This window comes from Nocardiopsis suaedae, from assembly GCF_027706745.1.
GTDB lineage: Bacteria > Actinomycetota > Actinomycetes > Streptosporangiales > Streptosporangiaceae > Nocardiopsis_A > Nocardiopsis_A suaedae.
Genome location: NZ_JAQFWP010000051.1, coordinates 23,264 through 45,552, shown reverse-complemented (window position 1 = coordinate 45,552; position 22,289 = coordinate 23,264). Strand labels below are relative to the sequence as shown.

At 73.9% G+C, this 22,289-nt stretch carries 21 protein-coding genes; 14 read left to right on the top strand and 7 right to left on the bottom strand.

All coding sequences use genetic code 11. The annotated features are described in order from the left end of the window. Positions 1-196 precede the first annotated feature (196 nt). From O4U47_RS22605 to O4U47_RS22570, 8 genes are all read left to right on the top strand, one after another. Positions 197-1,216, top strand: a complete 1,020-nt coding sequence (locus tag O4U47_RS22605; protein WP_270679945.1) for an NAD(P)-dependent oxidoreductase — start codon at positions 197-199, stop codon at positions 1,214-1,216. Between the two features lie 286 nt (positions 1,217-1,502). Continuing rightward, the gene (locus O4U47_RS22600) at positions 1,503-3,173 is read left to right on the top strand and encodes an ABC transporter substrate-binding protein (protein ID WP_270679944.1); all 1,671 of its coding nucleotides are present in this window, start codon (positions 1,503-1,505) and stop codon (positions 3,171-3,173) included. A 92-nt stretch (positions 3,174-3,265) separates the two neighbouring features. Beyond that, positions 3,266-4,270, top strand: a complete 1,005-nt coding sequence (locus tag O4U47_RS22595; RefSeq protein WP_270679943.1) for an ABC transporter permease — start codon at positions 3,266-3,268, stop codon at positions 4,268-4,270. Beyond that, on the top strand, positions 4,270-5,226 hold the full coding sequence (locus O4U47_RS22590; RefSeq protein WP_270679942.1) for an ABC transporter permease: 957 nt from the start codon (positions 4,270-4,272) through the stop codon (positions 5,224-5,226). Before O4U47_RS22595 ends, O4U47_RS22590 begins: the two co-directional genes overlap by 1 nt. Before the next feature lies 1 nt (position 5,227). Continuing rightward, a complete protein-coding gene (locus tag O4U47_RS22585; protein WP_270679941.1) occupies positions 5,228-6,280 on the top strand; it encodes an ABC transporter ATP-binding protein in 1,053 nt (350 codons plus the stop codon). Beyond that, complete coding sequence (locus tag O4U47_RS22580; protein ID WP_270679940.1) at positions 6,277-7,302, top strand: ABC transporter ATP-binding protein; 1,026 nt, start codon at positions 6,277-6,279, stop codon at positions 7,300-7,302. The genes O4U47_RS22585 and O4U47_RS22580 overlap by 4 nt, the downstream gene beginning before the upstream one ends. Positions 7,303-7,419: 117 nt before the next feature. Continuing rightward, a complete protein-coding gene (locus O4U47_RS22575; RefSeq protein WP_270679939.1) occupies positions 7,420-8,352 on the top strand; it encodes a TIGR04222 domain-containing membrane protein in 933 nt (310 codons plus the stop codon). Between the two features lie 66 nt (positions 8,353-8,418). Next, a complete protein-coding gene (locus tag O4U47_RS22570; protein ID WP_270679938.1) occupies positions 8,419-8,745 on the top strand; it encodes a hypothetical protein in 327 nt (108 codons plus the stop codon). A 22-nt stretch (positions 8,746-8,767) separates the two neighbouring features. Here the strand turns inward: O4U47_RS22570 and O4U47_RS22565 are convergent, their stop codons facing one another. After that, on the bottom strand, positions 8,768-9,289 hold the full coding sequence (locus O4U47_RS22565; RefSeq protein ID WP_270679937.1) for a hypothetical protein: 522 nt from the start codon (positions 9,287-9,289) through the stop codon (positions 8,768-8,770). Positions 9,290-9,416: 127 nt separating this feature from the next. Then, positions 9,417-10,175, bottom strand: a complete 759-nt coding sequence (locus O4U47_RS22560; protein ID WP_270679936.1) for a hypothetical protein — start codon at positions 10,173-10,175, stop codon at positions 9,417-9,419. A gap of 381 nt (positions 10,176-10,556) precedes the next feature. Here O4U47_RS22560 and O4U47_RS22555 point away from each other — a divergent pair, with 381 nt between their 5' ends. Then, positions 10,557-11,510, top strand: coding sequence for a transcriptional regulator (locus O4U47_RS22555; RefSeq protein ID WP_270679935.1), 954 nt, complete (start codon positions 10,557-10,559; stop codon positions 11,508-11,510). A 10-nt stretch (positions 11,511-11,520) separates the two neighbouring features. On the opposite strand, the gene O4U47_RS22550 is transcribed toward O4U47_RS22555, so the two are convergent. After that, on the bottom strand, positions 11,521-12,732 hold the full coding sequence (locus O4U47_RS22550) for a damage-control phosphatase ARMT1 family protein (protein WP_270679934.1): 1,212 nt from the start codon (positions 12,730-12,732) through the stop codon (positions 11,521-11,523). Positions 12,733-13,041: 309 nt separating this feature from the next. Between O4U47_RS22550 and O4U47_RS22545 the strand changes: the two genes are divergently transcribed. Both O4U47_RS22545 and O4U47_RS31325 read left to right on the top strand, forming a co-directional pair. Next, a complete protein-coding gene (locus tag O4U47_RS22545) occupies positions 13,042-13,377 on the top strand; it encodes a nucleotide pyrophosphohydrolase (RefSeq protein ID WP_270679949.1) in 336 nt (111 codons plus the stop codon). 14 nt (positions 13,378-13,391) lie between these two features. Beyond that, a complete protein-coding gene (locus O4U47_RS31325; RefSeq protein WP_408639012.1) occupies positions 13,392-14,012 on the top strand; it encodes a cyclase family protein in 621 nt (206 codons plus the stop codon). Here O4U47_RS31325 and O4U47_RS22540 read toward each other — a convergent pair. Both O4U47_RS22540 and O4U47_RS22535 read right to left on the bottom strand, forming a co-directional pair. Further along, the gene (locus O4U47_RS22540) at positions 14,009-14,476 is read right to left on the bottom strand and encodes a hypothetical protein (RefSeq protein ID WP_270679933.1); all 468 of its coding nucleotides are present in this window, start codon (positions 14,474-14,476) and stop codon (positions 14,009-14,011) included. The genes O4U47_RS31325 and O4U47_RS22540 overlap by 4 nt on opposite strands. A 49-nt stretch (positions 14,477-14,525) precedes the next feature. Next, the gene (locus tag O4U47_RS22535; RefSeq protein ID WP_270679932.1) at positions 14,526-16,715 is read right to left on the bottom strand and encodes an ADP-ribosylglycohydrolase family protein; all 2,190 of its coding nucleotides are present in this window, start codon (positions 16,713-16,715) and stop codon (positions 14,526-14,528) included. A 268-nt stretch (positions 16,716-16,983) separates the two neighbouring features. Between O4U47_RS22535 and O4U47_RS22530 the strand changes: the two genes are divergently transcribed. Next, positions 16,984-17,454, top strand: a complete 471-nt coding sequence (locus O4U47_RS22530) for a hypothetical protein (RefSeq protein WP_270679931.1) — start codon at positions 16,984-16,986, stop codon at positions 17,452-17,454. 20 nt (positions 17,455-17,474) lie between these two features. Beyond that, positions 17,475-19,154 carry a carbamoyltransferase family protein gene (locus O4U47_RS22525; protein WP_270679930.1) on the top strand — a complete coding sequence of 560 codons (1,680 nt, stop codon included), beginning with the start codon at positions 17,475-17,477 and terminating at the stop codon, positions 19,152-19,154. Here the strand turns inward: O4U47_RS22525 and O4U47_RS22520 are convergent. Continuing rightward, positions 19,108-19,959 carry a carbon-nitrogen hydrolase family protein gene (locus tag O4U47_RS22520; protein ID WP_270679929.1) on the bottom strand — a complete coding sequence of 284 codons (852 nt, stop codon included), beginning with the start codon at positions 19,957-19,959 and terminating at the stop codon, positions 19,108-19,110. The genes O4U47_RS22525 and O4U47_RS22520 overlap by 47 nt on opposite strands. A 222-nt stretch (positions 19,960-20,181) precedes the next feature. Here O4U47_RS22520 and O4U47_RS22515 point away from each other — a divergent pair, with 222 nt between their 5' ends. Continuing rightward, positions 20,182-20,922: a hypothetical protein gene (locus tag O4U47_RS22515; protein ID WP_270679928.1), complete on the top strand. Its 741-nt coding sequence runs from the start codon at positions 20,182-20,184 to the stop codon at positions 20,920-20,922. On the opposite strand, the gene O4U47_RS22510 is transcribed toward O4U47_RS22515, so the two are convergent. Beyond that, on the bottom strand, positions 20,878-22,032 hold the full coding sequence (locus O4U47_RS22510) for a hypothetical protein (protein ID WP_270679927.1): 1,155 nt from the start codon (positions 22,030-22,032) through the stop codon (positions 20,878-20,880). The genes O4U47_RS22515 and O4U47_RS22510 overlap by 45 nt on opposite strands. Positions 22,033-22,289 lie beyond the last annotated feature (257 nt).

Below are 22,289 nucleotides of genomic sequence, written 5' to 3'. Positions count from 1 at the left end.
CAACCGCCCCGCGTGCTTTACCGGCCCCACGGCTTTGCCATCCCTTTACCCGCTGACGACGGGAATCCACGCACCGTGCACATTGCCGACACCCCGGCCTCGGGACGTTCGGGGAAGGGGGTGCCGTCCCAGAGGGGGAACGAGTCGACCCGACGGCGCCCGCACCGGGCGGGGGACCACGGACGAGGAGGCGGGCGTGAAGATCTCCTTCTTCGAGATGGAGGACTGGGAGCATGCCGAACTGGAACGGCTGGGGGACGGCTGTGAACTGCGGTTCGAGAGCGGGCGCCTGGACGCGCGAACCGCGGCCGCGCACGCCGACGCCGATGTGGTGTCGACCTTCATCCATTCCCGCCTGGACGCGCGGGTGCTGGAGCGGTTCGACCGGTTGGGCCTCATCGCCACCCGTTCCACCGGCCACGACCACATCGACCTGGAATGGTGCCGGAGAAACGGGGTGGCCGTGGCGAACGCACCCGGCTACGGGGACCGCACGATCGCCGAGCACGTCTTCGCGCTTCTCCTGGCGATCTCCCACCGGATCGTGGAGGCGGTGGACCGGACCCGCCGGGGCGACTTCTCCTTCGGCGGGCTCCAGGGCTTCGACCTGAACGGGGCCGTCATGGGGGTGGTGGGCACCGGGCGGATCGGGGCGTGCACCGCGCGGCTCGCCCTCGGGTTCGGCATGCGGGTCCTGGCCCATGACGTGCGCCCCGACCCCGTTCTGGCGGGTACCCCGGGCGTGCGCTATGTGCCCTTGGGCGAGTTGCTGGCCGGCTCGGACGTGGTGAGCCTCCACGTACCGGGAGGCGAGGGGACGCGCCACCTGATGGACGCCGCGCGCTTCGCGCAGATGAAGCCCGGGGCGGTGCTGATCAACACCTCCCGTGGGGAGGTCGTGGACACCGCGGCGCTCGTGCGCGCGCTAGGGGAGGGGCGGGTGGCGGCCGCCGGGCTGGACGTGCTCGAAGCCGAACCCGGGCTGCGCGAGGAGGCGGAACTGCTGCGCACCCTGGCGGCGGACCGCGACCGGGACATGCGTACGCTCCTGGCCGACCACATTCTGCTGCGCATGGGCAATGTGCTCGTCACGCCGCACAGCGGGTTCGACACCCGGCAGGCGGTCCGGCGAATCCTGACCACGACACGGGAGAACATCGAGGCATACGCCGCAGGAAGACCGCAGAATGCGGTCGAACCTCCCGATCGGGAATGAAGCATGCCTGGTCGGCACGTATGGGAGGTCGGTGCCGATAGATCGCGGAAGGACATCTGTCGGAGATCCTCCCCATGGTTAACAGCAGTCCCATCGAGCACTCGTCGCACAAATCTCGTTCGCGGTGACAAACGACGGAAAACCTCCAATGGCGGGCAGATCGGCAATGGCGCGGAACGGCCACGGTTCCGTTGACGATCCATTACGGGATCTGAAATAAGGGGCGAAAGCAATAAAGTTCGTGCCAGCAAGCGCAGTGCCACCGACCCCCCAGACGAGGTGGACAGTGTTCAAAAGGAGAAACGGGCGGCTCCTCGCTCCGGCGGCGGCCGCGGCGGCCCTGGCCCTCGCGGCCGCCGGGTGCGCGCAGAGCGAGCGGGACACCGGAGGCGACCCCAACGAGACCCAGCCGCTGATCTTCGCCGGAACGGGCGATCCCCGCTCCCTGGACCCGGCCCTGGCCAACGACGGGGAGACCTTCCGCGTCACCCGCCAGGTCATGGAGACCCTGCTGGTGCACGAGTCCGGCGGCACCGAGATCCAGGGCGGACTCGCCGAGAGCTGGGAGCAGTCCGAGGACGGCACCGAGTGGACCTTCCACCTGCGCGAGGGGGTGACCTTCCACGACGGCGAGCCCTTGGACGCCGAGGCGGTCTGCGCCAACTTCGACCGCTGGTACAACTTCACCGGCGACTACCAGTCCAGCAACCAGACCTACTACTGGCAGAACGTCTTCGGCGGGTTCGCCGAGAACGAGGACGATGAGCTGCCCGAGTCGATCTACGACTCCTGCACCGCCGAGGACGGGCTCACCCCCGTCATCACGCTCACCGAGTCCTCCGCGGCCTTCCCCGGCGGCTTCACGCTGTCCTCCTTCGGCATCATGAGCCCCGCCTCCATCGAGGCCGTCGCCGACCAGGAGGTCGGCGGCGAGGAGGGCGCCCCGGTCCTGCCCGAGTACAGCCAGGAGGCCGGTGCCATCGCCGGGACGGGCCCCTACACCTACGGCGAGTGGGACCACGACGCCCAAGAGGTCACCCTGGAGCGCAACGACGACTACTGGGGCGAGCCGGCCGGGATCAAGACGGTCATCATCAAGACCATCTCCGAGGAGAGCGCCCGCCGCCAGGCCCTGGAGGCCGGGGACGTGCACGGCTACGACCTCGTCGCGCCGGCCGACGTCCAGCCCCTCAAGGACGCGGGCTTCCAGGTCCCCCAGCGCGACGTGTTCAACATCCTCTACATGGCCTACAACCAGGAGGCCTCCGAGGAGCTGGAGGACCCCGAGGTGCGGCGGGCGCTCGCGCACGCGGTGGACCGCCAGCGCATCGTCGACACGATCCTGCCCGAGGGCGCCCAGGTCGCCACGCAGTTCATCCCCGAGACCGTCGAGGGGTGGTCCCCCGACGTGGCGACCTACGACTACGACCCGGACCGCGCCCGGGAGCTGCTGGAGGAGGCCGGGCAAGAGGACCTCACCATCGACTTCTGCTACCCGACGGAGGTCACCCGGCCCTACATGCCCGCCCCCAAGGACATCTTCGACGTCATCCAGTCCGACCTGAAGGACGCCGGGATCACCGTCGAGGCCGACTCCAAGCCCTGGGACGAGTACATCCCGCACACCGACTCGGGCAACTGCAGCCTCTACCTCCTCGGCTGGACCGGCGACTACAACGAGGCCTACAACTTCCTCGGCACCTGGTTCGGCGGCTACGACAGCGCGTGGGGCTTCCGCGACGACGAGGTCTTCGAGGCGATGGAGACCGTCGCCTCCGAACCCGACCCGGAGGCGCGCGTCGGCCTCTACCAGGACGCCAACGAGATCATCATGGACTACCTGCCGGGGCTGCCCATCTCCCACTCACCGCCGTCGATCGTGTTCTCGCCGGACGTGGAGCCCCCGGCCGCCAGCCCGCTGACCCAGGAGCGCTTCCAGGAGGCGTCCTTCAAGTGACGCCTTAGGAGACTCAGCGATCCTCAGCCGGCAGCGCCCGGCGGGGCGGCGATCCCGCCCCGCCGGGCCCGGACAGGCAGGCGGTTACCGAGGTGCTCCGCTTCATCGTCAGACGTGTCCTGCAGGCCGTTCCCACCCTGTTCGGCCTCTCCATCCTGCTGTTCATATGGGTCCGCAGCCTCCCCGGCGGCCCCGCGTACGCGCTCCTCCCGGAGAACGCCACCGACGGGCAGCGCGAGGCGCTGCGCCGGGCGATGGGCCTGGACGACCCGGTCATCGTGCAGTACGGGGCGTTCCTCGGACGGCTGGCCCGGGGCGATCTGGGCGAATCGCTGCAGACCGGACGCCCCGTCATGACCGAGTTCGCCATGAAGTTCCCCGCCACCGTCGAACTGGCCGTCATGGCGATGCTGATCGCGGTGGCGGTCGGCGTCCCCCTGGGGTACGTGGCCGCCCGGCGGCACGGGGGCGCGCTGGACGCGCTCGTCGTCGGCGGGTCCCTGGTCGGCATCTGCACCCCCGTCTTCTTCCTCGCCTTCGTCCTCAAGCTGATCTTCGCCGAACAGCTCGGGATCTTCCCGTCGGCGTTCCGGCAGACGCCGGGCATCGACGCCACCCGCATCACCGGGCTGTTCGTCGTGGACGGCATCGCCACCCGGGAGTGGGACGCCGCCTGGGACGCCCTGATGCACCTGGTCCTGCCGGGGCTGGCGCTGTCCAGCATCCCGCTGGCGGTCATCGTCCGCATGACCCGGGCCGGGGTCATCGAGGTACTGGGCGAGGACTACGTGCGCACGGCCGAGGCCAAGGGGCTGCACCGGCGCACGGTGCGCGGCCGGCACGTGCTGCGCAACGCCATGCTGCCGGTCGTCACCGCCATCGGGCTGCTCAGCGGGGCCCTGCTGGCGGGGGCGGTGCTCACCGAGAGCGTGTTCGCCTTCGGCGGCATCGGCCAGTTCATCTACTCGGCCACCCAGACCCGCGACTACCCGGTCCTGCTCGGGTTCATCCTGATCATCGCGGCGATCTACGTGGCCATCAACCTGCTGGTGGACATCTCCTACAGCCTCCTCGACCCGAGAGTGCGGGTGCGCTGATGGCGGCCAGGACCCAACGTATCGACCGGCTCGCCGAGCTGACCGCGGCGCGGCGCGAAGAGGCCGAAGGGCGCGGCGTCTGGCGCGAGGCCTTCGCCCGGATGAGCCGCAACCCGATGGCGATCACCGGCGCCGCCGTGGTGGCGCTCTTCATCGTGGTGGCCGTGCTCGGCGACCTGATCGCGCCCTACGGGCCGACCGAGCAGAACTGGGGCGACGAGGTCTTCCCCAACCGCAACGTCTTCGTGGGGCCGCGCGCGGAGAACTGGCTGGGCCTGGACAACCTGGGGCGCGACCAGTTCTCCCGGATGGTGATCGGGGCCCGCCAGACGCTGATGGTGGGCGTGGTGGCCGCCGGGCTCGGGTTCACCGCCGGGGCGCTGCTGGGCGGGGTGTCCGGTGCCGCGTACGCCCTCGGCGGCACGGCGGGGCGGCGCGTCGACGCCGTGCTCATGCGCGTCGTCGACATGATGCTCGCCCTGCCCTCGCTGCTGCTGGCCGTCAGCATCGCCGCCCTGCTGGGACAGGGGCTGGTCACCGTCATGATCGCCGTGGGGACCGCGCAGGTGCCCATCTTCGCCCGCCTGCTGCGCGGAGCGATGATCGCCCAAGGGAGCCGCGACTACGTGATCGCCGCGCGCGCCCTGGGGGCCCGGCGGCGGCGCATCGCCCTGGTGCACATCCTCCCCAACTCCATGGGACCGATCCTGGTGCAGCTCACCCTCAGCCTGGCGACCGCCATCATCGACGCGGCCGCCCTGTCGTACCTGGGGCTGGGCAACCCCGACCCGTCGGTCCCCGAGTGGGGGACCATGCTCGCCGACGCCCAGCGCTTCCTGAGCGGCGCACCGCAGCTCGCCGTCTATCCCGCACTGGCGATCATCGTGACCGCCCTGGGATTCACCCTCATGGGCGAGGCGCTCCGCGAATCACTCGACCCGAGACTGAGGAAGTGAGATGCCCGCAGGACCCCTTCTGGCCGTGCACGACCTCGCGGTCACCTTCACCCAGCGCCGGCGCCGGGACGTGCGGGCCGTGGACGGCATCTCCTTCTCGCTCGGCGAGGGGAGCGTCGTCGGCCTGGTCGGCGAGTCCGGGTGCGGCAAGAGCGTCACCTCCCTGGCCCTGATGGGCCTGCTGCCCCCGCGCGGGGTGCGGGTGTCGGGGCGCGCCCTGTTCCGGCCCGGCGGAGGCGACGCCGAGGTGGACCTGCTGTCCCTGCCGACCCGGCGGATGCGCGACCTGCGCGGCAGCGAGCTGGCCATGGTGTTCCAGGACCCGCTGTCCTCCCTCAACCCGGTCGTGCCGATCGGGCGGCAGGTCACCGAGATCCTGGTCCGCCACCGCGGGATCAAGGGCGCCGCCGCGCGGTCGGCCGCCGCCGAGCTGCTGGAGCGCGTCGGCATCCCCGATCCCGGGCGCCGGCTCTCCGAGTACCCCCACGAGCTCTCCGGGGGCATGCGCCAGCGCGCGCTCATCGCCATGGCGGTGGCCTGCCGCCCCCGCCTGATGATCGCGGACGAGCCCACGACCGCGCTCGACGTCACCATCCAGGCGCAGATCCTCGAACTCCTCAAGGAGCTGGTCACCGAGGAGGGGACCGCCCTGCTGATGATCACCCACGACCTGGGGGTGGTCGCCGGGCTGTGCGACGAGATCAACGTGCTCTACGCGGGCCGTGTGGTGGAGGGCGCACCGCGCCACGACCTCTTCGCGGCCCCCACCCACCCCTACACGTCCGGGCTGCTGGGGTCGATCCCGCGCCTGAACGCCTCGCCCGACGACCCCCTCACCCCGATCCGGGGGACCGTCAACGACGCCATCGATTGGGCCGACGGGTGCGCGTTCGCGCCCCGCTGCGACAACTACGCCGAGGACTGCCTCGGCGGGCCGCCCCACATGCGCGCGGAGCGCACCGGCCACCGGTTCCGCTGCGTCCACCCGGTGCGCGGCCGCGCGCCCGAATCGACCGCGCCCGAATCGACCGCGCCCGACGGAGGGGACCGATGAGCCTTCTGGAGATCAAGGACCTCAAGGTCCACTTCCCCATCAAGAGCGGTGTCCTGGTCGACCGCACGGTCGGGCACGTGTACGCCGTGGACGGGGTGTCCCTGGAGGTCGAGTCGGGCACCACCTACGGGCTGGTGGGCGAGTCCGGGTGCGGGAAGACCACGCTGGGGCGCGCGGTGCTGCGCCTGGTGCCGGTGACCGGAGGCGAGGTGTGGATCAACGGCGTGGACCTGGCGCACCTGCCCGAGGAGGAGATGCGGCGCAGCCGCAGGCAGGCGCAGATGGTATTCCAGGACCCGCTGGGCAGCCTCGACCCGCGGCAGAACATCGAGTCGCTCCTCATGGAAGGGCTGGAGGTGCACGGCATCGGCGCCGGGAGGAGCGAGCGGCGCCGAAAGGTGCTCGACGCCCTGGACGCGGTCGGGCTCCCCGAGCGCGCGCTGAACCGGTACCCGCACGAGTTCTCCGGCGGCCAGCGGCAGCGCATCGGCATCGCCCGGGCCCTGGTCCTGGAACCGGACCTGATCATCTGCGATGAACCGGTTTCGGCGCTGGACGTGTCGATCCAGGCGCAGGTGCTCAACCTGCTGGAGGAGCTGCAGCGGGAGCGCGGCCTGGCCTACCTGATGATCGCCCATGACCTCGCGGTGGTGCGGCACGTCAGCGACGCGGTGGGGGTGATGTACCTCGGTGCGCTGGTGGAGGAGGCCGGCAGTGACGCCCTCTACGCCGACCCGCGGCACCCCTACACGCGCGCGCTGGTGTCGGCGGTTCCGGTCCCCGACCCCGTCGTGGAGGACGCGCGGGAGCGGATCCTGCTCCCGGGGGACCTGCCCTCGCCCGCCGACCCGCCGTCGGGCTGCCGCTTCCACACCCGGTGCCCCTGGCGGCAGGAGGAGCGCTGTGCCACCGAGCGCCCAGAGCTGCGGTCGGTGGGGGAGGGGCACCGGGTCGCGTGCCATTACGCGGAGGAGATCGCCGCCGGAGAGATCACGCCGAGAGGTACTGCGGGGAGCGGATGACGGACGGTCCAGGCGTCCCCGCCGTCGGGCTCGGGAAGAACGACCCTGAAACCGTGCGTACAGGGTCGCTCTTCCCGTGGTCGACGCGGGAGGGGACCAGGGGAAGGGGAGGAGGCCGTGCTCGGACCGGCCGTCTATCCCGCGCTCATGCTCGTGGCAGGGCTGGTGTACGCGGGCTACGCCGTGGCGCTGGTCCGCCGGGCACATGCTCTGGTGCGCGAGTATGGGCAGGAGCGTGAGCGGGGACCCGGAACCGCGCCCCAGGGGCCGATCGGGACGTACGAGCTGGCGTTCCTCGCGGGAGGAGAGCGGCGCGCCGCTGAGGCCGCGGTCGCCGAGGCCGTGCTCGGAGGGCACGCGGGCGTCGACCTGGACGGCACCTTGAGGGCCTCGGGCGTGGGCGCTCCGGGAACGGCCGAGGCGTCGGCCGTGGCGGCCCTGCTCGACCGGGAGGGGCCGGTCCGGCTCGACCCGCTGCTGCGGCGCCTGGCGACCGGCGGCATCGCGCTTCCCGCGCGCGCGGCGGTGACCGGGCGCGGACTCTTCCTCGGGGAGGACGAGGTGCTGTGGGCCCTGGCCCGGCGGCGCTCGGTGCTGCGGGTGGGGTGGCTCGGCATGGCGGTGGCGGGCGCGCTCGCCGTGCTGCTGGTGTTCGCCGGTGCGGCGACCGGGGGCACGGCGGCGTGGTGGACGGGTCCGGCAGGCGGCATGGCGGTCCTGTTCTTCGTCCTCGGGGCGGCCCTCCTCGTCGACCGGGTCGTGGGCCCCGAACGGCTGGCACCGGTGACACGTGCGGGGGCGGAGGCGTTGGCGGAGGCCGATGCCCCCGGTGCCGCCGACACCCCTGGCGGGCGGGACGTGCGCCTGGTGGGACTCCTGGGGCTGGCGGGCGCCTCGGAGGCCGGGGCGCACCCGCCCGGGACGCCGCTGGCCCGTCTCGCGGCGGAGGCGGAGGCCGTGTCCTGGTCGTCCGACCTCGTGGAGACGGCCTTGGGAGACGGCGGAGGCCCCTGGCTCGCCGGGCCCCGCACTGACCGCCCCACGCGTTGATCACGCGGGCGCGGACGCGGTGCCGCGCGCCGGCTATGCCTGGAGCGCCGGGGGCAGAATCAGCGTATGGAACGGCTGGGACTGCGCATCCGAGGCAGGCTCCGGGCGGTGGGAGCACGCGGCGCCGCGTGGGCGCACCGGAGGGCCGAGGCCGAGGAGCGCCACCGGTACGAAGTCATGCGCGGCAGGCTGGACGCGGCCCTGCACCGCCTGGGGTCCCTCCTCGAACGCGGCCGTCCGTGGACGCCGGGCGACCTGCACGCCCACGGGGACCTGGTGGAAGAGCACCGGGAGTGGTCCTGGCAGGCGCGCAGCGCGACCCGTTCGGAGGAGCTGGTCGACGTCTACCAGAGGGTCCTCGCGGCTCAGCGCAAGGCGGCCAAGTGGGTGTAGGGCGGCGGATTCCGCGCGGCCTCTAGCCCTCGCCGCCGCCCTCCTCCTCCGGCGTGCCGCAGCAGTGGCGGCCGCCGCCCCGGCCGAGCTGGGCCTTGGCGGCCTCGGCCATGGCCCTGGCGGTCTCGGCGCGGCGCTTGCGGCGCATCGTCGTGCGCACGATCTGCACGGCGGCCGTCGCGGCGATGAAGGTCAGCGGCACCACGAGCGCCTTCGCGGGCTGGCGGATCGGGCGGAACACGGCGTCCCCGTCGCGGAGGACGAGGTAACCGGCCGGGTCGGCCCTGGTGAAGCCCTGGCCGCCCCCGCCGTCCCCGACCATGCGGAAGGCGCGGCTGGTCCCGGCGCCGAATGCGGAGAAGAAGCGGGTGCGGGCGACCGGGACGACGACCGCCCCGTCGTGCTCGATCGGGGAGCCGAACACCGCCGATGAGCCGCTCTGCCGCCCGGTCTGCTCGATCAGCCGACCGAGCACCTGCAGGGTCGGGGTGGCGCGGCTCTGGGCCTCGGCGGCGGCACCGCGGCGCGAAACGGAGTCGAGCATGGTCGTCCTCTCACCGGGAATCGGTCCGGAGACCAACGTACCCGCGGGGACCGCGCGGGGCGCGGGACCATGGGGCCGGCGGCGGGCCCGGTGGTGTGCCGGAGCCCGCCCGTCCCGTCGGCCGCCGTCAGGCGTCCCCGTCCGGTTCATCGAGCTCGACATGGGCCAGCGCCCGCGCGATGACGTCCTCGGCGAGGGCGCGACGCACCTCTTCGAGGTCGCCGATGTGGCCCGCGTGGCCGGTGCGCTCCCGCAGGCGGGACCGGATCGCCGCGACCACGGGCTCGCTGACCAGGACCTCCGCCAGCGGCGCCGGCTCCACGGCCTCGCGCCACTTGCGCAGCTCCTGCAGGCGGCCGTGCTCGATCGCCTCATGGGTGATGTGGAACAGGGCGTCGACGGCGTGGTCGTGCGCGCCCTCGGCCCCGTCCATCAGGTCCACGTCGAGGATGCGCACCGTGGCCGCGGACCCGTCCTCCCCGTCGCCGCGCAGGTGGTACACCTGCCACACGCGGCCGTTGGTGAGGATGATCCACTCGGCGCCCTCCTCGACGGCGACGCGCCGCGCCTGCTGGATGTTGCGCGCGTCGAGGTCCTGGCCGCAGCGCTTGACCTCGATGGGGGCGAAGAGCTCCCCATCGAGCTTGAGGGCGTAGTCGATGGAGTCCCCGCTGTTGCGGTACTCGGTGGTCATCTCCTCGTACTTGCTGAAGTTGAGCCCGTAGCTGAGGAAGTCGGTGACCAGCATCCGCGTGTCGCCCTCGTTGGCGTCGCGCTCCACCAGGTCGGCCAGCGGACCGGAGAAGCGGTCGATGGCGGCCGCGAGCCGGTTCCGGGTGGAGGCCTCCCAGTTCAGGACGGTCGAGAACTCGCCGGTCCTGCTCATGACTTGGGTCGTTTCGGATTCCATCTGCGTCGTGACGTCCGTTCCCGTGATCCCGAGGTTCTCGTGGTTCCACCGGCCCCGTCCCCTCCCCCACGGGCCCGGGCACGACGGCCCTGGCGCCCGGAGGCGCGCTCGGAGGGAAAAGGGCGACCCGGCGATGCTATCGCCCGCGTGCGCCGGGATTTCCACCGCGTTCTCCCGCCGGGGCCGGGGCGGAGCGGCCTGATGCGGACACGGGACGGCGCGGCCGGGAATGGACGCGACGAAATTGCGGAGCCGACGGTCGGGAAGTGCGGTGCCCGCCTCCGCCTCCCCGCCCGTGTTGTCCACAGGCGCGGAACCCTTCCGCCGTGTGGGCCGGAGCCGCCGCACAGTCGTGGCATGCGAATGCGACCGAGCGAGATCAGCAATGTCATGAGCACCGCCGCCTCCCAGTACGGCCTGATCAGCCACCGGCAGGCGCTGTGCTGCGGGCTCGACGACACCCGCATCCACCGGCTGCTCCGCCGCCGGGAGTGGGTGTGCGCCCTACCCGAGGTCTACGCGGTGCGGCCGCTCTCGGCCGGGACCGACTCCTCGCGGAGCGCGGACGGGATCCGGCTGCGGCGGGCGGTCAAGGCCGCCCAGCTGGCGCTGGGGCCCGCGGCCGTAGCCTCCGGGCCGACCGCGGCGCGGCTGTGGGGCGTCCAGGGGCTGCCCCGGTGGAACGGCCGGGAGGTGCACATCACCCTGCCCGCCCCCTGCCGGGGCGGGGCCGACCTGCCCGGGGTGCGCACCAGCACCCTGCTCGTCGGCCGGCACGAGGCCGACCGCAAGGACCGGCTGCGGCTCACCTCTCCGGGGCGGACCCTGCGGGACACGGTGCCCACCGTCGACCGGGCCACCGCCGTCGCCCTCATGGACTCCGCGCTGTACCGGGGCCTGCTCACCTGGCGCGAGCTGCTGGCCCAGCCGCCGTTCAACGCCTGCCGCCCGGGCGCCGAGGCGTCCGAGCCGTGGTGGGGCCTGGCCGACCCGCGGGCCTCCACCCCGCTGGAGACCCGCATCCGGCTGCTGTGCACCGACGCGGGGCTCCCGCCCGACGACCTGTACCCGCAGGAGCTGGCGGAAGGCGGCGGCCCGCTGCCGGGGCGGCCGGTGCGGGCACCGCTGTGGTGGAGGACGGGGGCGCTGATCGTCGACCCCGTCGGGGCCGTCCCGCCGCGCCTGCAGGAGGAGCTGGAGGCGGCCCGGCCGTCGGTGACCGTGCTCAGGCCCGCCTGGGACGACCTGGCGCGGCCGGGCGCCCTGACCGGGGCGGTGGCGGCCGTGGTGGCGGCGGGGGCGCGCCCGTGACGGGGCGCGGTCACCCCGCGACTTGAACCACCGCGCACCGCCCGCTCGTCCTCCAGCCGATGCCGCCCGCCTCCAGCTCGGCGGCGACGACCGGGTCCAGCCCCGTGACGGTGTCGGACTTGACCGTCCGCAGCGCCGCCACGGGGGAGGGGAAGCCGCCCGCGGCCTCGGCGAAGGGCGTGGCCGGGTCCCACCAGCGGTCGCCCACCAGGCGCCGGTAGTTCAGGTCGCCCTTGAGGACGGTGAGGGAGGAGCCGGTGAAATCGGCCTCCAGGTCCTCGGGCATGGCGGAGTAGGGCAGGGGAGCACAGGAGAAGGGGTGGGCGCGGACGGTGAGCGCGCCGCCCCGCAGGGCCTCGCGGAGCCGCCCGCCGCACGCGGCCGCCTCCCCTCCGGCCTCGCGCAGGCGCCGGAGGGCGGCCAGGACGTCGGCCATGGTGGCGTCGGAGACGAAGTAGGGGTGGGGTTTGATGTGGAGCACGACCGACCCGACGCGCCGCGAGGCGAGCAGCAGGTCGATGAGGGCGAGGTCGGGAAGCAGCTCGCGGGCGGCGTTGTCGGCGACGAAGCAGACCCGCTCGGCGTCGCCGAGCAGCTCCCACAGCCGTCCGCTCTCGTCGGCGACCAGCCCTTCCCCCGCCGCGCCGCCCGTACCACCGTCGGCGCCGGGGTCGGCAGGTCCTTCCCGCTCCGACAGGGCGAATCCGAGGTCCGCGCGGTTGCCCCACACCGAGGAGAGCAGCAGCGCCCGGTCCCGCTCCTCGGAGGGCAGGAGGGCGACGGTGTCGAGGGCCTGCATCTCCTCGTCGGCGTCGGAGGAGTGCAGCTCGGCGCTCTTGGAGGGCTCGAACGGGTCGACCCCCTGCCAGGGCCCGGGGGCGAAGTACCCGACGGCGCCGAGGAGGCGGCGGTAGAAATAGCTCTCGGCCCACAGGAAGGGCAGCCCGGTCCAGGGGACCCCCGTGTGCTCGTCCATCCCCCAGGCGGCCCAGGCCCCGCGGTCGTGCGCCTCGGGCCGCAGGGGCTGGACCGTGCCGGAGGCGGTCTCCTCGAGAAGGAGGTCGAGTCTGCCCCGCTGGGCCGGTGTGTAGGGGTGCGCATCACGGACCCGGGAGATGAGCGCGGGGTGCCGCTCGGTGAGCACGCTCCGGGCGTAGGAGCCGGGCTCCCCGCCCATCACCACGGGGGCGCGGTCGCCCCCGTCCAAAGACGTCTCGGCCATGCCCCCGGTCTACCGCGTGCGCCCTGCCGCTGCCACCCGCCGCGCGACGCGGTTCCGGCGGCCCTTGCCGACCGGGCGGTAACCGGTCCCCGGGAAGAACGATCGATCTCGTGGATTTCCCGGTGTCCGTGCTTCAGATCCGTTACCGTCTTCCCAAGGCCGCCGGGCGTATCCATTGTTCCTGCCACACCTGCAAGGACAACGTTCGGCGGCCGTTCGCGTGCACGACCGCCCGAGCCCGCCCGCACCTCGCGGGGGCCTGCGGACGTGCCCGGCGGTGGTAAGGATGGTCGCGTGAGCATCTCATCCATGCAGGACCTCCTCGCCGACTTCGCTGAGCGGCGGGACTGGGGGCGTTTCCACACCCCGAAGAACCTCGCCATGGCCCTCGCCGGGGAGGCCGGTGAACTCGCGGCCGAGTTCCAATGGCTGGAACAGGACGAGGCCCGCCGCGTCATGGACGACCCGGACAAAGCACACGCCGTCCGAATGGAGATGGCCGACGTCCTCAGCTACCTCCTGCGCATGGCCACGGTCCTCGACGTGGACCTGGAGGAGGCCCTCAAGGAGAAGACCGCCATCAACGAGGAACGCTTTCCGCCCCGTGGGGGAGGCCCCGGCACGGGCGAGGGGCCGCACGCCTAGGGCGTGTTTCTCGGATCATTTTCGGCTCGCGGCCACCAGGACGACGCTCGCTGCGCCGGGACGCTCGAGCAGCCAACCAGGATGAACTTCGCGCCCCGTCTTGCGAGCGCCGCCCGGGACGGCCGCTCGCTGATCGAAAAGCCTCCGAGAAACACGCCCTAGGACGGTCGTGGGCCCCTTCCCGCCGTCCCGCGGCGGCACCGGCTTCCGGCGGGGGCCGCGTCCTCGACCTCTCCTACACCTACGGCCCCGGCATGCCGGCCTTCCACCCCGGGAAGCCGTCATTCGAGGTGATCGCCGAACCCCCGCCCGACGGGGAGATGGCGGAGGGGCCCTTCTACGACCTGCGGTGGACGTTCAACGAGCACACCGGGACGCACCTGGACGCCCCGGCGCACGTGGTCGGCGGGACCCCGGCCGCCTCGGGGCGCGACGCTCGTCGCGGGGGTCGTCCCCTTCACGGGCGGGCCGGGAGGTCCCTGCCGTGCGATCGCGCTGACGAGGTGATAGAAGCGGTACGGCGGGGCGCCTCCAGCGGGGGCTCGGTGGCCCCGTCGGTCGCGACGCCGAGGTCCCGGCGCATCAGGGCGCGCAGGACGTCCAGGTCGCCCCACAGGTTCTCCAGCTCCCGCTAGGCGCGCTCGACGGACTCCTCGTCGCGCCCGTTGCCGTCGTTGAGGCGGCGGACCATCCCGTAGAGCCAGTTCAACTCGGAATTGACCCCGTGGGCGGCCGTCAGAACCCGGTCGGGCGCCGTGAGCTGCAGTTCCGCGTAGTCGTTCGCGAATGCGGACCGCGTCTCGTCGAGCGCCGCCCACGGGTCGTCCGGGCGCTTCTGGCCGCGCAGCGCGTGCGTGCAGTGGCGGATCTGGGCGTGGAAGCGCCGCGCGGCCGAGTTGAACGCGATGTAGCAGGCGCGGCGCGTGGCCAGGGCCTCGTCGGCCTGCGCACGCGCGTGCTCGTCCGCTCGGGCCTGCTGCTCCCGGTCGATCTCCGCCTGGCGCGCCCGGGACGCGAGGAGCTGGGTGAACACGGCGGACCCCAGGGTGCCCGCGATTCCCAGGACGGCGACGATGATGGCGATGGAGGACTCGGTCACGATTGCCGGGGGCTCCGTTTCCGTGGTGGGGGAGGAGGAGCGGGGCCGGTCAGCGGCCGACCCACTCGGGCAGGGGCTCGACCCGGGCGCGCCATTCGGCGGGGATCCCCTCGGCGCCCGTGCGCGCCGCCGCGATGCCCCCGGCGATGGCCGACGTCGTGTCCCGGTCGCCCCCGGCCTCCGCACACGTTCGCACCGTCGCGCCGAAGTCGTCCATCCGGGTCGCCGCCGACCACACCGCGAACGGCACCGTGTCCGGCGCGCTCACCCGGGACCCCGTGCCCAGCGACCGGGCCGCGGTGTCGGACGGCGCCTGCATCAGGTTCCTCGCCTGGATCAGTCCTTCGCGCACCTGGCCCCCGGGCGTGTGCTCGATCGCGGCCTCCAAGAGCTGTTCCCCGGTGGTGTCCGGGATGCCCGCCGCCGCCGATGCCGCGACCGCCACGGCCACCGCCCCGGCGACGCCCTCCTCGTGCGTGTGCGTCACGCGTGCCGACCGCGCCGCCTCATCCCGAGCGCGCGCGAGGTCTCCGGCGAAGTACGCCCCCAGCGGGGCCACCCGCATCGCCGCCCCGTTGCCCCAGGAGCCGCCGCCGCTGAACTGCGCCTCGGCCAGCCCCTTCCAGTGCTCCCCCTGGCGGACCCGCTCCAGCAGTTCGAGCGTGGCCGCACCGTACTTGCGCCCGGAGTCGAAGTGCTCGGCGAACGAGCGCGCCAGGGCGTCGGGGTCCACATGCCCCGAGCGCAGCAGGACGTCCGCGATGGAGCACGCCATCAGGGTGTCGTCCGTCCACCGCCAGGGCGCCGGGGGCAGCTCCTTCCCGGCGTTGCGCGCAACGGCGGGGGAGAAGTGCCGGTCTCCGAACCCGTCGCCCACCGCGAGCCCGAGAAGGGACGACTCCAGGTGCCGACGCGACGTCCTCCCACCGGGCGCCGCGACGTTCGGGGGAAACGGGAGGCCGTCCCCGTACGCCTGCTGCCGCGAACCGCGTTTCCTGCTCTGGCTGTGTCCGCTCATGTACGTCGCCTTGGCGGCGCGCGCCGCGTCGTCCGTGCGCGCGCTCCGGGCCAGCAGGTCCAGCTCGGCGACCTGGTCGGCCACCTGCCGCGCCATGTCCTCGGGCGCGTCGCCGGCGCGGGTGTGCAGCTCCTGCCGCGCGCTCTCCAGCTCGGCGGCGGCCGCGCCCCTGTCGCCTCTGCGCAGCGCCTCGCTCGCGCGCCGCTTGGCCTCTTGCGCCTTCTGGTAGGCCTTCTCGGTGCTGACGGCCGGGTCGGCGATCCTCCGTGCGGCCTCGTCCCCCGGCACGACGTTCACCGGGACCGGCATCGTCACCGTGTAGGTGTCCAGTTCGGAAGGGTCGACGTAGGTCACCTCCAAGGCGGCCACGCTCGCGGGACCGGGGTCGGGGATGCCCGCCACGTCCAGCCGCATCAGCAGTCGGCGGCGCTCCCCCGAGTAGAAGTCCCCTAGCTCCACGACGATGTCCCCGTCGGGGAGCCGGTCCGCGGGCAGCCCGCCCAGGAGTTCGACCGACCGGACGTGCGGCCCGCTCCGCACCCGCAGCGACGCCGCCTGCGCCGTCTTGGCGAGCAGGTGGTCGACCTCGCCCTGGAGCAGCCCCACGGCGGTGTCCGGGTCCTCGGCGAACAGGGCGTCGCCCGCCCCGCCGTCGGCCACCGCGCCCAGCAGCGCCTCGTCGTAGCCCAGCCCGTACCCCACGGTGGTGGTGGCGACCCCGGACCCATAGGCCGTCCGCGCGATCTCGGCCAGCCGGGCCGGGTCGGTCACCCCCTGGTTGGCGTGTCCGTCCGAGACGAGCAGCAGCGTCGCCCCCTGGTCGCCCGAGGCGCGCCGGGCCTCCTGGACCCCGCGCATCAACCCGCTGGACAGGTCGGTGGAGCCCCCCGCGCGCAGGGCGCGGATGCGCTCCTTGACCGTCGCCTTGTCGGTGAGGGGCCCGGCGGGGACCAGGGCCTGCGCCTGGTCGGAGAAGACCACCACGCCGAACCGGTCCGCCGGGTCGAGCCGGTCCACCAGGGACGTCAGGGCCCGCACCGCGCCGCTGAGCCTGCCCCCGGCGTGCATCGACCCGCTGCGGTCCAGCACCACCTGCAGCGTCGACGGGGGGCGCTCCTCGCCCTCGTCGCGCTCCGGGGCGGTGATGTCGAGCAGGACCGCGACCTCGTCGCCGGTGTCCAGCGGGACGGCGTCGAATTCGAGGAGGGCGGAGACGTGCACGGCGCGTCCTTCCAGAGGCGGGGACCGGGGGGCGTCACCGACCATCGTGCCCCAGCCCGGCCGCCTCTCCCGCACACCGCGGTGGCACGAACCGGCCAGCGGCCCGGCCACCGGAGGGCGGGGGCGCGCGTCCGGAAGGGGACCGCGACGCAGGGGGCCCGAGTCGACCTCCGACCGGAAAAGGAGGAATTGACAGAGGAGAACGGCTCTGAATCGTATCGGCGCCGCGCTGTTACGATGCGTCTCCGCGAATCGGCGAGGAGGGTCCATGCACAGCGCTCAAGCGGAACTCGTGTGGCAGGGGCGCATTCATCTCGGCGACGAGCCGGGCGTCTACGGGGACGCGGCCTACTCCGGGCTCGCCATGGAGCTGCCGCTCACGCTGGCCAAGACCGACCCGAACGGCCCCGACACCACCACGCTGCGGGTGAGGACCCAGGACGTGGCGACCTTCGGCGGGTACCCCGGGCACGCGATCACCGTGGTCCTCTATGAGGAGGACCAGCCGAACCACTTCACCGAGACCATTCTTTCGACTTCTCTGCTGACGAGTGCCGACAACAATGAAGTCGATATCCCGGTCGACCTTTCCGGTGCCGCGCTCCCGGCGCGGGTGAGCGTCCGCGTGCGCGTGGACACCGAGGTCCCCCCGGGCCTGTACGACGATTTCGTCGTCGTCCGCCTGGAGAACCGGTCGCCGCAGTTCGTGTTCGTCGCCTCGCTGGGGTTCACCGCCTGAGCGGAGGGGAGGGGGCGCCCGTGGGCCCGGACCTGCCCGCGCTGGTGCACACCCACGCCAGCTCCTGGCACGACGGGGGCGCGGCCGTGCTGGAGCCCGGCGGAGGGATCACCGCGCTGGCCTCCGAGCGTGTCGGCGAGCGGCGCAAGCACTGCTGGGACTCCCGCGTGGCCTACCGCCACCTGCGCTCGCTGCCCGCCTACCGGGAGCTCTTCGGCGGGCCCGGCGACCGGTCGGTGGACAACTCCGGCGGGCTGGTCCGCGAGGGGCACCACCTCTACCACGCCGCGAGCGCCTTCTACGGGTCCGGCTTCCCGGACGCGGCGGTGCTCGTGGTGGACGGCCAGGGCGACTGCGGCGGCCTGCTCACCGGGACCTCCCTGTGGCGGGCGGGTCCGGACGGCCTGGAACCGGTGGAACGGCTCTCCACCACGGACGGGGACTTCGCCGCCGACTCGCTCGGCCACTTCTACACGGCCATCGGCGCGCTGGCGGGGGCGGGCCGGATGCACGAGGAGGGCACCACCATGGCGCTGGCCGCCTACGGGCGGCCCTCGCGCTTCACGGCGATGGTGCGCGAGTGGGCCGGCACCGGCCCGGACGGCGCCTACCGGGTGGACCCGCGCGTCACCCGGGCGGTGCTCGCCAACACGATGGGGCGGTGGTACTTCGGCTGGCCCGCCCCCGCCCCGCGGGAACAGGCCCTCTGGGACGCCTTCGCCGCGGCGCGCGGGCGGCCCGTGGCCGCCGGGCGGTTCGGCCGGGACGACATGGACATCGCGCACGCCGGACAGGCCGTGCTGGAGGAGATCCTGCTGGGCCTGGTGCGCCGGGCGCACCGGCTGGTCGGCGGCGGGCGGCTGTGCCTGGCCGGAGGGGTCGCGCTCAACTGCGTGGCCAACGCCCGCATCGTCCGCGAGGGGCCGTTCGGCGCGGTGTTCGTGGTCCCCGCGCCGGGCGACGACGGCCAGGCCCTGGGCAAGCTCATGCTGGAGGTGCACCGGCGCGGCCTGCCGGTCGACACCGCCCTGCGCACCGCCTACCTGGGGCCCCGCTACGGGCCGGAGGCGGTCGGGGCCGCGCTGGGCCGGTTCGCCGACCGCGTGCGGCACACCCGGCCGACCGGGGCCGCCCTGGTCGAGGAGGCGGCGGAGCGGCTGGCCGCGGGCCAGGTCCTCGGGTGGTGGCAGGGCCGGTCGGAGCTGGGCCCCCGGGCGCTGGGGCACCGCAGCATCCTGGCCGACCCCCGGCGCCCGGGCATGCGCGAGCGCGTCAACGGGGCGGTGAAGCGGCGCGAGTGGTTCCGCCCGCCGGCGCCGATGGTGCTCCAGGAGCGGGCCGCGGACTTCTTCGACCTGGACCGGCCCACCCCCTTCATGGAGCTGGCCGTCCCGGTGCGCCCGGAGCGGCGCGCCCTGATCCCGGCGGTGACCCACACCGACGGCAGCGCCCGGGTCCAGACCCTGCGCCGCGACCAGGACGAGCGCTGCCACCTGCTGCTCCGGCGCTTCGACGCGCACGCCGGCGTGCCGGTCCTGCTCAACACCTCCTTCAACCGCAGGCACGAGCCGCTCGTGGAGACGCCGGACGACGCCTGCCGGGCCTTCCTCGCGATGGACCTGGACGCCCTGGTCCTGGGCGACCGCCTGGTGGTCAGGCGCGGCCGGGGAGGCGAGGCGGGGGCGGCGGGGCGCCGATGAGGTCCCGGCGCGCCTCGGACCAGGCGTGCAGCAGCCCGGGCCGCAGGGGGTGCAGGACCAGGGCGTCGGCGTCGGCCGGGGCCGAGGCGTCCGTGCCGTCGGGGAGGAAGACCGCGCTGCGGCCCAGGTAGACGGTGCCGTCGGGGTCGGTCCCGTACCGGTTGCAGAAGACGCTGACCACCTGGTTCTCCACGGCGCGCGCCCGGTGGAGGATGCGCAGCAGGTCCACCGAGACCGCCGAGGGGCTCAGGACGGCCGCGGCCCCCTCGGCCGCGGCCGCCCGGGTCGGACCCGGGTCGGCCACGTCCATGCAGATCTGCACCGTGCAGGGCAGGCCGGCGACGTCGACGACCCGGTGCCCGGCGGTGCCGGCGGTCAGGGCGGCCCGCTCGGCCCCGAAGAGCCGCACCTTGTCGTGGACGGGGCGCGGCCCGTCGGGGCCGATGGCGACCGCCCGGTTGACCCACCCCCGGGAGCACCGCACGGGCAGGCTGCCGACCAGGCGCAGGCGCCGGAGGGCGGCGGCCTCGGTGAGCGGGCGGAGCAGGTCGGCCAACCCGTCGGCGGGGAAGCGCTCCCCGGGGGTCCGGTAGGCGCCGAGGAAGAACTCGGGCAGGACGATGACGGCGTCCCGGACCCCGTCGAGTGCGGCCCGGATCGCGGCGATGTTCTCCCGGGCACTGCGCGCCCCGGGGGCGAACTGAAAGAACCCGATCCGGACGGCGGGGCCCGGGGCGGCCGGAGGGCCGTCGGCGGGCCCGGTGCCGTGGCCGGATCCGGCGCGGGACTCGGGGAGGTGCGTCACGGGTTCTCGGGGCCTTGGGTGTCGCGGGCGGTGCGCGGTCGGAGCGGTGCGGCCGCGTGCCGGGCGGTCGCCGCCCCGGCCGGTTCCGGCCGTACCCAGGGGCAATGCTAACGCCCCAGCGGCCACCCGGCGCACCGCACGGCGCACTGGGCCCCGGCGGTGTCCGGTACGGGCTTGCCGAAAGCCGCGCGCGCCGGGGAGCGATCCGGCACACTTGGGCCGGTGCGGACTGATGGTGACGTCGATTCCCGAGAGGTGCTCGCCGACCCGCTCCTGCCCTTCGCCCGCCGCCTCATGGGCGACCTGGACGACGGCCGCGGGGACGGGACGGAGGCCCCCGGCCGGGTGTGCCATGCCCGGCTCCGTGTGCTCGGTGTGCCCGCACTGCTCTTGTTCCGGCCCGATGCCGCCGAGGTGCGCAGGCGCGCCGACACAGGGCAGCCGCCGATCCTGCGCTTGGGCGCGCTGGAGGCCCTGATGGGGCTGCCCCACGGGGTGCCCGTTCCCGAGAGGGCCCTGACCGAACGGGAGCGGTGCCTGCTCCGGGCCGCACCGCGCGCCGCCGTGCGCAGAGACGGCCCGAACGTCGTCCGTCTAGCCTCGCTGCCCCTGCGGGTGGAGATGGTCTTGGTCGAGGCGCCCGCATGGCGCGCCGCGCTGCGCCGGGTCGGACGCTTCCCTCCGACCAGCGTGCGCGTCGCGGTGGCCGGTCGGCCGCCCAAGGACGGCACCGTGGCCGCCTACGAGGCCGACTACTACGGCATCGGTCTGGGCGCACGGTGCGTGGGCGACGCCGGTGAGGGCGGCGACGTGCGGCCCCTCGTGGCCCCGTCGCCCGGACTCCGCCGCCATACCGCGGTGACGTGGAAGTTCGCCGAGCTCGTGCTGGCAGGGGCGGGGGAGACGGAAGTCCTGGCCTCAGCGGCGTCGGGAGCGGCCGCGGCTCGCCGCCCACACCCGTAGCGCCGGAGGCGGCTTGAGGGGGTTCCCCGGGCGTCCGGCGGCCTCGTTCGCCGCCGAGAGCGTGGGGAGGGCGCGCTCGCAGCACAGGCCCCAGCGCCTCGCGGCCTCGTTCTCGTCCGGGGCCGCCATGACGTAGTCCCAGATCATCGACCAGGCGGCATGGTTGTGCCGGTGTGCGTCGGCCCTGTCGGCGGAGTCGGTGAACGAGGTGAGCGGGCGCAGGCCGTCCGCCGTGCCGTGGGCGGCGCCCCACTCCCTGCACGGCGCACAGTGGCACCGGGGAACCTCGGTGGCGCCCTCGAAGGCGGTGGCGAGCGTTTCGCCGTAGTGGTAGCTCAGCGCGCGCGGGAACAGGACGGCCGGGTCGCGTCGGGGACGCGGTGCGCCTCGGCCCCCCGGTACCGGCCCGTGGCGTGCCGACGCGGAGTCCCCCACGGCGGCGAACCCGGCACCGTGCACCATCGCGTCCAGCGCGGCCAGGTCGGAGCGGAGCAGGCCGATCCCGGGGGCGGAGGAGATGACCTCCCTGAGGTTGCGGGCCGCGCTCATCGACGAGAGCGGATCGCGCGGCGCGCACAGGATGAGCGCCTTGGGGAGCGCGATCCGGGGGAGCAGCGCGATCAGGTCGTGGTGCCGCGACCCGCGCAGCCAGTCCATGTCGAGGGGCAGGGCCAGCAGGACGTCGTCGCCTCCGAGGTCCGAGGCGCGTTCGGCGACCGCCTCCAGCGACGCGCGGTCCCCGGCCTTCAGAAAGGCCGTGGGGGTGAGGGCCACGGTGGCCTTCCGCTCGCGCTGGCGCTCCAGTTCCTCCTGGAGCCCGTCCTCGGCGAGGAGTGAACCCTGCCCGGTGACGAAGGGGCGCTCCGGAGTGGCGACGTGCCGCTCATAGGCGGAGGGGTCGATGAGGACAGGGCCGGTGAACCCGTCTTCGCGGAGGGCCTCGGCCGCGTTGTCGGCGGCCCTCCGGCCGCAGAAGACCAGTCCTCCGTCGACGGGGGACACGTCGCCGAGAGGAGCGGGCCCAGTCGTCTTGACCTGCAGCAGGACATGCCCGTCCAGCGCGGGCGGGACGGTTCCGGAGGCGGGGGCGCCGGAGGGGAGCAGGGGCATCTCGGCCTCCTCGCGAGCGCGGGGTCGCGCCCAGGGCGCGGGGGAGTGCGGGACGGGGGCGGCACAAGGCGTCGGTAGCCGGTCCTTCCGGGCTGTCGTTGTCGTGATGCCCGAGCGCGCGCGGCAGGCGGACCTCTGGCGCGATCCGGTCACGGCCGCGACCAAGGTGTGCCCGCGAGGTAAGGCCGGTCTGGAGGGCGGCCCGGTGCCCCGGCCCGGACGCGGGGAGGTGCCGGGCGCGTTCCGTCAACGGTTCG